Raw genomic sequence first — 12,644 nt, 5'->3', positions numbered from 1 at the left:
ATATAGCGGGCGCCGCACGACAAGGGGAGACCCGAAGAAATGCTGATCGCTCAGCGTCCGACTCTTCTCGAAGAGTCGATCGACGAGACCCGGTCCAAGTTCATCATCGAGCCGCTGGAGCCGGGCTTCGGCTACACCATCGGCAACTCGCTGCGTCGCACGCTGCTGTCGTCCATTCCTGGCGCGGCCGTGACGAGCATCCGCATCGAGGGCGTGCTGCACGAGTTCTCGACCGTTCCGGGTGTGAAGGAAGACGTCACCGACATCATCCTGAACCTCAAGGAGCTGGTCGTCTCCTCCGAGCACGACGAGCCGGTCGTGATGTACCTGCGCAAGCAGGGCCCGGGTGAGGTCACCGCCGCCGACATCGCGCCCCCTGCCGGTGTCGAGGTGCACAACCCCGAGCTGCGCATCGCCACGCTGAACGGCAAGGCGAAGCTGGAGATGGAGCTGACCGTCGAGCGCGGTCGCGGCTACGTCTCCGCCGCGCAGAACAAGCAGCCGGGCCAGGAGATCGGCCGCATCCCGATCGACTCGATCTACTCGCCGGTGCTCAAGGTCACCTACAAGGTCGAGGCGACCCGTGTCGAGCAGCGCACCGACTTCGACAGGCTGATCCTCGACGTCGAGACCAAGGCCGCCATGAAGCCCCGCGACGCGGTGGCCTCGGCGGGCAAGACCCTCGTCGAGCTGTTCGGCCTGGCCCGCGAGCTCAACGTCGAGGCCGAGGGCATCGACATCGGCCCGTCGCCGACGGACGCGGCGCTGGCCGCCGACCTGGCGCTGCCGATCGAGGAGCTCAACCTCACGGTCCGTTCCTACAACTGCCTCAAGCGCGAGGGCATCCACACCGTGGGTGAGCTCGTGGCCCGCAGCGAGCAGGACCTGCTCGATATAAGGAATTTCGGCGCCAAGTCGATCGAAGAGGTCAAGCAGAAGCTGCACGAGATGTCGCTGGCGCTCAAGGACTCCCCGCCCGGGTTCGACCCGAGCGCGGTGGCCGGCGGTGGCTACGACGACGACGACAGCGCGTACGTCGAGACCGAGCAGTACTAGAAGATCATCGCGGGCCTCCTCACGGGGGCCTGGCGGCCCGACTCCGGTACCTGACACGGCCGGGGCGGGTTCACTCTCAAGGAGAACGCAATGCCCAAGCCCACCAAGGGTGCACGTCTTGGCGGCAGCCCGGCTCACGAGCGGCTGATCCTGGCGAACCTCGCCACGGACCTGTTCCGCCACGGCCGCATCACCACCACCGTGACCAAGGCCAAGCGCGTCCGCCCGCTGGCGGAGCGCCTGATCACCAAGGCCAAGAAGGGCGACATCCACAACCGTCGCCAGGTGCTGACCGTCGTCAAGGACAAGGGCGTCGTCCACCACCTCTTCACCGAGATCGCGGTGACCTTCGCCGAGCGTCCCGGTGGCTACACCCGCATCACCAAGATCGGCAACCGCAAGGGCGACAACGCGCCCATGGCGGTCATCGAGCTGGTGACCGAGGCTCTGAACCAGGTCAGCGTCGCGCGCACGGCTCCGGCCGCCGCCGCTCCCGCCGAGGCGAAGGACGAGGTCGTCGAGGAGACGACCGAGGCTCCCGCCGAGGCCGAGACCGAGGAGTCCGCCGAGAAGGCGGAGGCCACCGAGGCCCCCGCCGAGGCGAAGAAGGACGAGGCCTGATCCTTCAGGCCCATGGGCCCGGCACCCCTCGGGGTGCCGGGCCTTCCCCGTTTCCAGGAGGGTGATCGTGGTACGGCTCCGCCTCGACCTCGGCTACGACGGCGCGGACTTCTCAGGATGGGCGCGCCAGCCGGGACGGCGCACGGTGCAGGGCGAGTTGGAAGACGCGCTGGGCACGATCCTGCGGCTCGGCGACGCGGTCTCGCTCACCGTGGCGGGCAGGACGGACGCGGGCGTCCACGCGCGAGGGCAGGTCGCCCACGTCGACCTGCCCGAGGCGTCGTTCGACGAGCTGGTCCGCGACCCGCAGCCCTCGAGCGTCGATGAGCGGCTCCCTGCGCTCCTGCGAAGGCTGGCGGGCGTCCTGCCGCCGGATGTGCGGGTCCATCGCGTCAGCGTGGCTCCTGAGGGCTTCGACGCCCGCTTCTCCGCGCTCTCGAGGCGCTACGTCTACCGCGTGCAGGACGCGCCTGGCGGCGTCGATCCGCTGCGGCGCGGGGAGATCGTGTGGCACCTGCGCCCCCTCGACCTCGACGCGATGATCGCCGGAGCCGCGCACCTGCTCGGCGAGCACGACTTCGCCGCCTTCTGCAAGAAGCGCGAGGGCGCCACCACGATCAGGGAGCTGCAGCGGCTCGACTGGGTGCGGACGGCCGAAGGCGTCCTCGAGGCGACCGTGGTGGCCGACGCGTTCTGCCACTCGATGGTCAGGGCGCTGGTGGGGTGCCTGCTGGCCGTGGGCGACGGCAGGCGGCCACGCGAGTGGCCCGCGCAGGTGCTGGCGGGAGCCGTACGGGACTCGGGGGTGCACGTGGCGCCCGCGCACGGCCTGTGCCTGGAGGAGGTCGGCTACCCGCCGCCCGCGGAGCTGGCCGCCAGGGCGGCCGCGACGCGGCGGGTCCGCACGCTCACTCAGTGATCCTGCGCTCCAGCACCAGTGAGGTGTGGTCGCGGAAGGCGCCGCTGACCGTGTCCAGCCCCTTCTCCTTGGCGGTCGGCGTGTGCCCGTCGGCGTAGGTGGCGTAGCTGAAGACGATGTAGCGCCCCCACAGCAGCCCCGCCGCGTAGCCGCCCGCGATGTGCACACGGTCGGCGCCGCTGGAGGCCGAGCCCGGCAGCGGACGGAACCAGAGGTTCTTGCCGAGGTCCTTCGCCTGGTCGGCCTCCGCCGCCGCCTCCTTGGTGGGCAGGACGGCGATGCCCGTGGTGATCGCGTAGCGCTTCTTGCTGTCGACGTAGGTGGCCCTCAGCACGCGGCTGCACTTCTTGTCCTGCAGCGCGGTGGCGAAGGGCCCGGTGGCCGCCGCCTTGCAGTCGTCGGCCATGTTGACCTTGACGCGCGTGTAGACGCGCCCGCCCACCTCGATCTTCTTGTCGGGGAAGGCCTCGTTGACCGACATCTTCTCCGGGTCGCTGCCCTCGGAGTCGAGCAGGGAGCTGCTCCCCGCGGCGTCACCGGGGGCGGCCGACACGGACGGCTGGGCGGTGGGGCCCACGCCCGCGTCAGCGGGCCTGTCGGCGCTCATCGACCTGTAGGCGAAGAAACCGCCGGTGGCCACCCCCGCCACGATCAGCACGCCGAGGGTGGCGAACAGGGCCTTCTTGCCGTTGCCCGCCTTGGCAGGGGGCTCGGGTTGCGGGAGGAGACCGCCGGGGGGCATCGGCGAGAAGGGGTCGAAGGGCGCCATCGGCGCGCCGTGCGGCGGCGTCGGCAGTTCGGCCACGGGCGTGCCGGGCGAGCCGGCCGACCCTGACGGGCCGCCACCCATGGGCGGCCCTATGGGCGGCCCGGCGGGCGGCCCCTGCTGCGGCCCGGACGGCGGCCCTGTGAGCGCGCCCTGCGCGGGTGATCCTTGCGCGGACGGCTCCTGCCCGGGGCTGATGGGCGCCGGCGGTTGCGCGCCGGACGCGGGGGCGGCCTGCGGGGCAGACGCGCCGTCGGGCGGGGCGGGAGCGGCCTCGCCTGGGGGCAGCGGGATGGCTCCGTGGAAGCGGGCGGGGCCTTCGGCCTCGGGCCGCGGGTCGGGGTCCTTCGCGTCTGAAGGGAAGGCGTTCTCCTCGCCGGTGACGGGCGGAGCCGGAACGTCGTCGAGGACGTCGGCTGGGGTGTCGCTGTCCTTGGGCCGCCCCCATGTCGAACTGTCGAACGGCAGGTCGGGGATGCGGTCGTCGTCTGGCTCCTCTCCCGGGGGCAGCGGAGGCCACACGGGGACGTCGCCAGGCTCGGCGCTGTGCGCGAAGGGGACCGTCATGGACGGGTCGAGCGGTTCGTCGTCGCCGTTGGCGTCGTCGATGGGCTCACCGGTGGCGGCGGGCCATGGCGGGATGGCGGGGACGTCGTCGGAGGGCGAGGGCCAGACCTTCATCCCCGCTGCGGCGGCGGTGAAGCCGGGAGGGGGCTGCCAGGGCGGCGCGCCCGGCACGACCGGTTCGAGGCCCTGCTGCCACGCCGCGGGTGAGGGAGCCCATGGCGAGTCGTCCCGCGGGCCCTCGGCGGGGCCGCCCCACTGCCCGTTCGGCTGATGCGGCGCCTGCTGGGCGGGCTGCGGCGAGGCGGGCTGTGACGCAGGTTGCTGGGATGCGGGCTGCTGCGACGCGGTTTGCTGGGAGACCGGCTGCTGGGACCCGGGCTGCTGGGGGTCGGGCCACGACGGATCGGCGTCGGGCTCGGGATCGGCGAACCAGTCGTACGGCCGGGCGTCGTCCGTGCCGTGCTCCCACGGCTGCGCGGACTTCGACCACGACTCGGCAGGCACCCCTGGGAAGGCCGGCAGCGGCCTGGCGTTCAGCGGCAGCCCCTGCCGCGCGTGCTCGGCCGTGGCGTCGTCTCCGCTCAGGGGGACCCCGCCCCCCTGCGAGGGGAGATCGGCGCCAGGCGGGGGGAAGTCGGGGATGGGCTCCGGTGAGGGAAGGTCGGGCGGCGGCCCCTGGTAGACGGGGATGGGCGGCCTCGCGCCCGCCGCGCCGGGGTCGGCGACCTGGCCGGAGAAGTCGGCGAAAGGGGGCTCGGCCAGCGCGTCGCCGTGCGACGGGTGGTAGGAGCCCCCAGGGTAGGCCGGGGAGACGTTCGGCTCGGTCCGCACCGCCGGCCTGCCGAAACTCGGCGGTGGCGTCGCCGGTGCGGCCGAGCCGTCCGTCTCGCGCTCGTGCTCAGACCCAGATTCCTGGCCACGCATAGGGGGAGCCTAACCATAGTCAGGAGATCGGCATGCCCGTATGGGCGTTCTCGCCCTGATCTGCGGGGTGCTTTGTCGGCCTTAGGTGGTGACTGACCGGTTTCAGCTCGCCCTGCGGCCGCTGAGCGAACGTGAGTCGAGCGCGCGATAGACGGTCGCCTTGGTCACGTCGGCACTGGCCTGCGAGAGCTGCCTGGCGTCCTTCTTGGTGGGCTTGTGGCCGTCCTTGAACTGGACGTACAGCATGACCGCGTAGTGGCCGTGGGTGGCCACGTGGACGCTGGCCTCGCCCGCGCCGATGAACTTGGTGACGGTGTCGGTGCCGGCCAGCGGCTTCACGAAGATCTTGCTCTCGCCCTTGGTCCGCACGGAGGCGGCCACCTTGGCCGCGGCCTTGCTGTCGACGAGGTTGGCGACGCCGACCGTGCCGACGACCTTGCCGGTCTTGTCCTTGAAGGTGGCCCGCACGAGCTGCGTGCACTTACCGGACTTGAGCGCCTTGTCGAGCTTGTCGCCCTCGGCCGCGTCGGCGCACTTCTTGTCCGTCTTGAGGATGGTGATCTCGTACGAGCGCCCCTCGGCCGTGAACTTCTTCTTCGGGAACAGCTCCTTCTGCGTGAGCGACTGCGGGTCGGTCTCGCGGGCGGAGGCGTAGCCGTACTTGTCGGCGGGCACGACGGGCGCCGCCACGGGGGGCGCGCTCGCGCGCTGCGCGGGGTCGGCCGTGGGATCGGGGCCCTTCGTGTTCCACATCATCACGAGACCGGCCACCAGCGCCGCGAGGACGGCGAGGCCACCGAGGGCGAACCACAGCGGCGTCCTTGAGCGGGGGCCCTCGTCATAGGGGCTCCACATCGCCCTGCGCGGCTGGGAGGGGGTTTCTTCGGTCTTCTTGGCGGAACCCATGCGCCGAGATTAGCCGGGCTTGACCGTGGGCGAGGTCACGAGAAGCCGAAGTCCTGTGTCCACCAGGGGCCTCCTGGGCCCGCCACGACACCGACCCCGATCGCGCGGTAGCCGCAGTGCAGGAGGTTGCGGCGGTGCTCGGGGCTGGCCATCCAGCCGCTCACCGCCTCTCTGGCGCTGACGTAGCCGCGGCCGATGTTCTCGGCGGCGCCGTCGCGGTATCCGGCGCGCTCCATGCGGTTCCACGGGGAGGCGCCGTCGGGGGAGTCGTGGGAGAAGACGCCCGACTGGGCCATCTCCAGGGAGTGAGCGCGCGCCGAACTGGTCAGCCGCCTGTCGACCCGCAGGGGACGGCAGCCCTTGCGGGCGCGGGCGGCGTTGGTGAGCTTGACGACCTGCGTGGCCATCGAGGAGGAGACCTCGATCAGCGGTGAACCGAGCACCTGGGTGGGATCGCCCGGAAGCTCTCCTGGAACCTCTGTCAGCTTCGAGGCCGTCGTGGAGGGCCTGGCCGACGGCTTGGCGGTGCGGCGCGCGCGGCTCTCGACGTGGGCGCGGGGCCGCTTGGCCGAGGGGGAGGCGGAGGGCGTGGGAGAGGTGGCCTGCGTGCTCGCGGACGGCGGCGCGGTGTTGTTCAGGTAGACCTGGTCGGACGCGTCGAGGGGGCTGACCGAGAGCCTGCCGATGAGCACGCCCGCGAACAGGACGGCAAGCAGGCAGCCCAGCAGCCCCAGGAGGTTCCGGCGCCGGGAACTCGGCTGGGTGTGCCGGGTGTGAGGGGTCTGCCACATACCGCAGTCAACGATAGGGACGTCAGATATTCCTGGAGAAGGGGATGCCGCGAACCGAAACAGAACCGTGCCGCAGGTAGACTGTGCCGAGGTGACCCCGCTCGTTTTGACCCATGTCATGGAGTGGCGGTAACCTAAGCGTTCGTTGTATGCGAGTCGGTCCGTCAGTGACCGATGCGCGGCGCGTCCGGCGTCATCTCCCATCTGCTGGAGACGGAAGGTCCGGGCTGTCGTGCGCCCGCACCGACCGACCATAGAGCTGTCGCATCCGACAGCGCCGAAGACGCTATTAAAGAAGGCTACGACCGTGCGCACGTACACACCGAAGCCCGCCGACGTCCAGCGTCAGTGGTACGTCATCGACGCTACCGACGTGGTGCTGGGCCGGCTGGCCAGCCACGTCGCGACCCTGCTCCGCGGTAAGCACAAGCCGATCTTCGCAAACCACGTCGACACCGGTGACTTCGTCATCGTCATCAACGCCGACAAGATTGCGCTGAGCGGCAACAAGCTCGAGCAGAAGAAGGCCTACCGCCACTCGGGCTACCCGGGCGGTCTGCGTTCCGTGACCTACGGCGAGCTGATGGAGAAGCGGCCCGACCGCGCCGTCGAGAAGGCCGTCAAGGGCATGCTCCCCAAGAACGCTCTTGGCCGGAAGATGGCCAAGAAGCTGAAGGTCTACGCCGGGTCCGAGCACCCGCACTCGGCCCAGCAGCCCGTGCCGTTCGAGATCACCCAGATCGCCCAGTAGTAGTTCGCGAAAGATTTAGAGGAGAACCGTGGCTGAGCCCACCGGTGTCGAGACGGCCGTGATCGAGGCCGAGCAGGAGGACTTCTCCCCTGAGGAGTTCCCGTCCGAGTACACCACCGAGTCCGCTGCCAGCGCTGACGCTCCCGTGCGCAAGCCCGTCACCACGGGCAACTCGTACGGCACCGGCCGCCGCAAGGAGGCGATCGCCCGCGTGCGCATCGTCCCCGGCACCGGCAAGTGGACGATCAACGGTCGTTCGCTTGACACCTACTTCCCGAACAAGGTCCACCAGCAGATCGTCAACGAGCCCTTCGTGGTGCTCGGTGCCGAGGAGGCCTTCGACATCATCGCCCGCATCGACGGCGGCGGCGTCACCGGCCAGGCCGGTGCCCTGCGCATGGGCCTGTCCCGCGCGCTGGCCGTTCTCGACGTCGAGAACAACCGTCCGCCGCTGAAGAAGGCCGGCTTCCTCACCCGTGACGCTCGCGCCACGGAGCGGAAGAAGTACGGCCTCAAGAAGGCCCGCAAGGCTCCGCAGTACAGCAAGCGCTAAATTGGGGCGCCTTTTCGGCACCGACGGGGTACGTGGGGTCGCTGGTCGCGACCTCACGGCCGAGCTCGCCATGGACCTTTCGGTCGCGGCGGCTCATGTCCTCGGCGATGCAGGCGCTTTCACCGCCACAGGCCACAAGAGGCCTGTGGCGGTCGTAGGCCGGGACCCCCGCGCTTCAGGTGAATTCCTGGAGGCCGCGGTGGTCGCCGGCCTCGCGTCGTCCGGGGTGGATGTGCTGCGCCTCGGCGTGCTGCCCACCCCAGCCGTCGCCCATCTCACGGCCGCGCTCGGCGCCGATCTCGGCGTCATGCTGTCGGCCTCCCACAACCCCGCGCCCGACAACGGCATCAAGTTCCTGGCCCGCGGCGGCTTCAAGCTGTCCGACACGGTCGAGGACGAGATCGAGCGCCGGCTCGGCGAGCGGTGGGACCGTCCCGTGGGTTCGGGGGTCGGCCGGGTGCGCGAGGCGTACGGCGAGGCCGACCGCTACATCTCGCACCTGCTCGACACCGTCGACGGCAGGCTCGACGGGCTCAACATCGTCGTCGACTGCGCCAACGGCGCGGCCAGCGTGGTGGCGCCCGAAGCGCTGCTGCGCGCGGGCGCGCAGGTCGAGGCCATCGGCGCGCGTCCCGACGGGCTCAACATCAACGCGGGCTGCGGCTCCACCCACCTGGACAAGCTGCAGCAGGTCGTCATCTCGCGCGGCGCCGACCTCGGCATCGCCTACGACGGCGACGCCGACCGCTGCCTCGCGGTCGACCACAAGGGCGCGGTGATCGACGGCGACCAGATCATGGCCATCCTGGCGCTGGCCATGCACGCCGAAGGTCGCCTGACCCGCGACACCGTGGTCGCGACCGTGATGTCGAACCTGGGCTTCAAGCTGGCCATGCGTGAGGCCGGCATCAACGTCATCCAGACCGCGGTCGGCGACCGCTACGTGCTGGAGGCGATGAAGGCCGAGGGCTACAACCTGGGTGGCGAGCAGTCGGGTCACGTGATCCTGCTCGACCACGCGACCACGGGCGACGGCCTGCTGACCTCGCTGCACCTGCTGTCAGTGGTGGCGAGGACGGGCAGGTCGCTGCGCGATCTCGCCTCGGTGATGACGGCGCTGCCGCAGATCCTGATCAACGTCAAGGACGTCGACAGGGGCAAGGCGGCGGCTCCGCAGCTGTCCGAGGCCGTCGCCGCGGCCGAGGCGGAGCTGGGCGAGACGGGCCGCGTGCTCATCAGGCCCAGCGGCACCGAGCCGATGATCAGGGTGATGGTCGAGGCCTCGTCGGAGGAGCAGGCCAGCAGGGTCGCCGGTCAGCTCGCCGACGTGGTCCGCACGGCCTGCGTCTGAGGGTTCTGCACGAAGAGAGGTACGGCACGCCGGTGCCGTACCTCTCTTTTCTTTCTGGGCACGCGGCCTATTCGTCGCCGGTCAGGGAGTAGGCGCGCAGGCGCTGGCCCGCCCACAGCACCCCGCCGACCGTGACGACGATCAGCGCGGGCACGGCGAAGCTCAGCTTCACGTCGGTCGCCAGGAACGGCGAGGAGCTGAGCTGGTCGGCGATCGAGCGAGCCCACTGCTGGACGGAGAACTGCCTGGCCCCCGGCACGAAGTTGCCGATCAGGCCCTCCCACACCAGCGCGTAGATGATCCCGATGGTGACCGCGTGCCTGGTGACGACGCCCAGCAGCAGGAAGAGCGCCGCGTAGGCGATCCCCCCGCACAGCGCGCCGACGGTGAAGCCGGTGGCGATGCCCGACTCTCCTCCGACCAGCAGCCAGGCCGCCACGAAGGTCGGCAGGGCGGCGAAGAGGGCCAGCAGCGAGGCGGCGACCGCGAACTTGGTCTGGGCGATGACGGGCCGAGAGATCGGCTTGGACAGCAGGTGCAGCACGGTGCCGTCGTCGATCTCCGGCGCGATGACCCCGGTGCCTGCTATCAGTCCGAGCAGCGGCAGCATGGTGCCGATGGCGAAGCTCTGCATGAGCGTGACGGCCGAGCGCTCGTCCGCGCTGCCGACCAGCCGCAGCAGCACCGCCAGGCCCACGAGGCCGAGCGGGAGCAGGATGAGCAGCAGGATGCGGCGGCGGCCGAGGACCGCGCGGTAGGTGATGCCCGCTACGACGCCGTTCACTACGAGCTCCTCGTGATCAGGTAGGCGAAGACGCTCTCCAGGTCCTCGTCGGCGGGGGAGACCTGGTGCAGGTGGACGCCCTCGTGACGGGCGACGCGCGGCAGCAGCCAGGCGAAGCGGCGGAACTCCGTCGCCTGGACCTCGAGGCCGTTGGGCGTGAGGGTGACGCCGCCCGCCGACCGGTCCACGATCAGTGCGGCGGCCAGCTTCCTGTCGTCGCTGGAGCGGATCCTGAACAGGTGCGGCCTGTCGGTCATCAGGCGGCGGATCTCGCGGAAGTCGCCGGAGGCGGCGTGCCGTCCCGCCACCACGACCTCGATGTGCTGGGCGACGCGCTCGACCTCCTCCAGGATGTGCGAGCTGAACAGGATGGTCTTGCCCGCGGTGCCCATGGACTTGATGAGGTCCATGAGGTGCATCCGCTGGCGTGGGTCCATGCCGTTGAAGGGCTCGTCGAGCAGGAGCACCTGGGGGTCGTGGACGAGGGCGGCGGCAACCTTGACGCGCTGCTTCATGCCCTTGGAGTAGGTCTCGACGCGGCGGTCGCGCGCGGGCTCCATCTCGACCATGGCCAGCGCCTTGGTGGCGGCGTCCTCGGGTGAGGGCAGGCCGTGGAGCTTGGCCGCCGACAGCACGAACTGCCAGCCGGTCAGGAAGCCGTAGACGCCCTCGCGCTCGGGCACCAGCCCGATGTGGCGGTAGATCTGGTGGTTCTTCCAGGTCGGCGTGCCGTCGAGGGTGACCGTGCCGCCCGAGGCGGCCAGGAAGCCCGCCATCATGTGCAGCAGCGTCGACTTGCCCGCGCCGTTGGGCCCGAGCAGCCCTGTGACGCCGGGGCCGATGGTCATGGAGATGTCGTTGACGGCCACGACGTTGCCGTACCAGCGTGAGACCTGGGATAGCTCGATCTTCACCGGGAGGCCGCCTTCCGGTAGCGGAGGATGAACGCCGTCAGGCTCAGGCCGAGCAGCGCGGCGAGCAGGAGCGCGGAGAAGACGCCCGCCGGGTAGGTGTAGCCGTTGGCGGGGGTGGTGCCGAACAGCCACGACTGCACCGAGTCGACCAGGAAGAACGGGTTGACCAGCCACGCCCACTGGGCCACGTCGGCGCGTCCCATCGACTCGAAGGTCGCGAACAGCACGGTCGAGACGGCGGAGGCGAGCAGGTAGACCGCGATGACCGAGGCGACGCCCAGGCCGCGGCGCGGGGTGAAGGAGGCCAGCGCGAGGCCGAAGGTCGACAGCAGCAGCGCCAGCAGCAGCGCGGTGACGAGCCCCGCGACGTACTCCTTGGTGTGCGGAGGGCCCGGCGGGTCGACCAGCAGCTCGCCCGCGTACATCACCGTCAGCGGCAGGGCGACCAGCGCGAACAGCGCGGTGGTCATCGCCACCACCTTGGCGGCGACGTAGTCGAGCGTCGAGACCGGCCGCGACAGGTACAGCGGGAGCACCTTGAAGCGCAGGTCGGGCGCGGTGATCGTGGGCGACTGCGACGCCAGGAAGATCGCGATCACGGCCTGCATGATGACCGGGTAGTTGGTGTAGCCGATGTCGTTGCGCCCGAGCATCGCCATCATCGCGATCGACACGACGGGCAGCAGCAGCATGGAGGCGGCCAGCAGGAACGGCATCAGCTTGCTGCGGGCCCTGCGGCCCAGGCCGAAGATGCTGCGCAGGTTCTGGGTGATCAGCGCGCGCACGGCGTGGGCGCGGCCCAGCCGAGGCCCCTCGTAGTGGCGGTAGCCGATGTCGTAGATCTCAGACACGGAACACGTCCTCGATTCGCTGCCTGCCCTGCTCGAGGCGGATGAGGCACAGGTCCAGGTCGCACACGGCGTCGCGGATGGTGTCGTAGGTCTCGGGGCCGTCGACCTGCACCAGCAGGCCGCGGCCGTGGGCGGTGACGGACTGCCCGAGCTCGGCCAGCCTGGCCGCCAGCGGCTCGGCGCCCTCCTCGACCTCGACGGTGAGGATCTGGGTGCTCTGGGTGAACTCGGTGATGGCGCTGGAGCGCAGCAGACGGCCGCCGTCGATGACGATGACGTGGTCGCAGACGCGTTCGAGCTCGCCGAGCAGGTGGGAGGTGACCAGGACGCTGATGCCGAACTCGGTGCCGATGCGCCTGATCAGCGTGAGCATCTCGTCGCGGCCCTGCGGGTCGAGGCCGTTGGTCGGCTCGTCGAGGAAGACCAGCTGCGGGTCGTGGACGAGCGCCTGCGCGAGCTTGACGCGCTGCTTCATGCCGGTGGAGTAGCCGCCGATGGCGCGGTAGCGCTCCTCGTACAGGCCGACGTGGCGCAGCACGTCGGCGGCGCGCTCGCGGGCGGCGGTGCGCGGCAGCCCGGAGATCTGCGCGAGGTGGACGACCAGCTCGGTCGCGGACACGTCGGGCGGCAGGCAGTCGTGCTCGGGCATGTAGCCGACGAGAGCGCGGATCTGCGGGCCCTGGGTGACGACGTCGAGGCCGAACACCTCAGCCCTGCCCGCGGTCTGGGGCAGGAGGCCGAGCAGGATCTTGATCAGCGTGGACTTGCCCGCTCCGTTGGCGCCCACGAGGCCGGTGACGCCCGCTTCGACCGTGACGGAGAGCTGGTCCAGCGCGGTCACCGTGGGGAAGCGTTGGGTCAGCCCCTCGGTCGCGAGGATGTGCATGATC

Annotated in this window: 13 protein-coding genes; 6 read left to right on the top strand and 7 right to left on the bottom strand. The window is 70.5% G+C overall.

Translation table 11 applies throughout. The annotated features are described in order from the left end of the window. The first annotated feature begins 39 nt into the window (after nucleotides 1-39). The 3 genes from ABFX55_RS31345 (at nucleotide 40) to truA (ending at nucleotide 2,596) form a co-directional block, all read left to right on the top strand. Nucleotides 40-1,056: a DNA-directed RNA polymerase subunit alpha gene (locus ABFX55_RS31345; RefSeq protein ID WP_183650833.1), complete on the top strand. Its 1,017-nt coding sequence runs from the start codon at nucleotides 40-42 to the stop codon at nucleotides 1,054-1,056. Between the two features lie 90 nt (nucleotides 1,057-1,146). After that, nucleotides 1,147-1,677, top strand: coding sequence for a 50S ribosomal protein L17 (rplQ, locus tag ABFX55_RS31340; RefSeq protein ID WP_183650830.1), 531 nt, complete (start codon nucleotides 1,147-1,149; stop codon nucleotides 1,675-1,677). 67 nt (nucleotides 1,678-1,744) lie between these two features. Next, nucleotides 1,745-2,596 carry a tRNA pseudouridine(38-40) synthase TruA gene (truA, locus tag ABFX55_RS31335; RefSeq protein ID WP_346126308.1) on the top strand — a complete coding sequence of 284 codons (852 nt, stop codon included), beginning with the start codon at nucleotides 1,745-1,747 and terminating at the stop codon, nucleotides 2,594-2,596. Here the strand turns inward: truA and ABFX55_RS31330 are convergent. The 3 genes from ABFX55_RS31330 to ABFX55_RS31320 form a co-directional block, all read right to left on the bottom strand. Further along, complete coding sequence (locus ABFX55_RS31330) at nucleotides 2,586-4,853, bottom strand: hypothetical protein (protein WP_346126307.1); 2,268 nt, start codon at nucleotides 4,851-4,853, stop codon at nucleotides 2,586-2,588. The two genes, truA and ABFX55_RS31330, sit on opposite strands and share 11 nt — an antisense overlap. A gap of 102 nt (nucleotides 4,854-4,955) precedes the next feature. Continuing rightward, the gene (locus ABFX55_RS31325) at nucleotides 4,956-5,759 is read right to left on the bottom strand and encodes a hypothetical protein (protein ID WP_346126306.1); all 804 of its coding nucleotides are present in this window, start codon (nucleotides 5,757-5,759) and stop codon (nucleotides 4,956-4,958) included. Between the two features lie 35 nt (nucleotides 5,760-5,794). Continuing rightward, nucleotides 5,795-6,550, bottom strand: a complete 756-nt coding sequence (locus ABFX55_RS31320; RefSeq protein WP_346126305.1) for a CAP domain-containing protein — start codon at nucleotides 6,548-6,550, stop codon at nucleotides 5,795-5,797. 307 nt (nucleotides 6,551-6,857) lie between these two features. Between ABFX55_RS31320 and rplM the strand changes: the two genes are divergently transcribed. Genes rplM through glmM form a run of 3 tightly spaced genes read left to right on the top strand, consistent with a single transcriptional unit; the run spans nucleotide 6,858 to nucleotide 9,205 of the window. Further along, nucleotides 6,858-7,301, top strand: coding sequence for a 50S ribosomal protein L13 (gene rplM / locus ABFX55_RS31315; protein WP_183650817.1), 444 nt, complete (start codon nucleotides 6,858-6,860; stop codon nucleotides 7,299-7,301). A 28-nt stretch (nucleotides 7,302-7,329) separates the two neighbouring features. Then, nucleotides 7,330-7,854 (top strand): 30S ribosomal protein S9, encoded by a 525-nt coding sequence (gene rpsI, locus ABFX55_RS31310; RefSeq protein ID WP_346126304.1) that lies wholly within the window; start codon nucleotides 7,330-7,332, stop codon nucleotides 7,852-7,854. A gap of 1 nt (nucleotide 7,855) precedes the next feature. After that, nucleotides 7,856-9,205, top strand: a complete 1,350-nt coding sequence (glmM, locus tag ABFX55_RS31305; RefSeq protein WP_346126303.1) for a phosphoglucosamine mutase — start codon at nucleotides 7,856-7,858, stop codon at nucleotides 9,203-9,205. A gap of 67 nt (nucleotides 9,206-9,272) precedes the next feature. Here glmM and ABFX55_RS31300 read toward each other — a convergent pair whose 3' ends face one another. The 4 genes from ABFX55_RS31300 to ABFX55_RS31285 are packed head-to-tail and all read right to left on the bottom strand — an operon-like array spanning nucleotide 9,273 to nucleotide 12,640. Next, the gene (locus tag ABFX55_RS31300) at nucleotides 9,273-9,989 is read right to left on the bottom strand and encodes an ABC transporter permease (RefSeq protein ID WP_183650808.1); all 717 of its coding nucleotides are present in this window, start codon (nucleotides 9,987-9,989) and stop codon (nucleotides 9,273-9,275) included. Next, entirely contained in the window at nucleotides 9,989-10,903 is a 915-nt protein-coding gene (locus tag ABFX55_RS31295; RefSeq protein WP_346126302.1) for an ABC transporter ATP-binding protein, read from the bottom strand. Before ABFX55_RS31295 ends, ABFX55_RS31300 begins: the two co-directional genes overlap by 1 nt. Beyond that, nucleotides 10,900-11,754 (bottom strand): ABC transporter permease, encoded by an 855-nt coding sequence (locus ABFX55_RS31290; RefSeq protein ID WP_346126301.1) that lies wholly within the window; start codon nucleotides 11,752-11,754, stop codon nucleotides 10,900-10,902. Before ABFX55_RS31290 ends, ABFX55_RS31295 begins: the two co-directional genes overlap by 4 nt. Further along, a complete protein-coding gene (locus ABFX55_RS31285) occupies nucleotides 11,747-12,640 on the bottom strand; it encodes an ABC transporter ATP-binding protein (protein WP_346126300.1) in 894 nt (297 codons plus the stop codon). The genes ABFX55_RS31290 and ABFX55_RS31285 overlap by 8 nt, the downstream gene beginning before the upstream one ends. Nucleotides 12,641-12,644: the final 4 nt, after the last annotated feature.

Source organism: Nonomuraea roseola, from assembly GCF_039535395.1.
Lineage (GTDB): Bacteria > Actinomycetota > Actinomycetes > Streptosporangiales > Streptosporangiaceae > Nonomuraea > Nonomuraea roseola.
The sequence above is the reverse complement of the archived record's forward strand: the minus strand, read 5'-3'. Positions and strand labels throughout refer to the sequence as shown.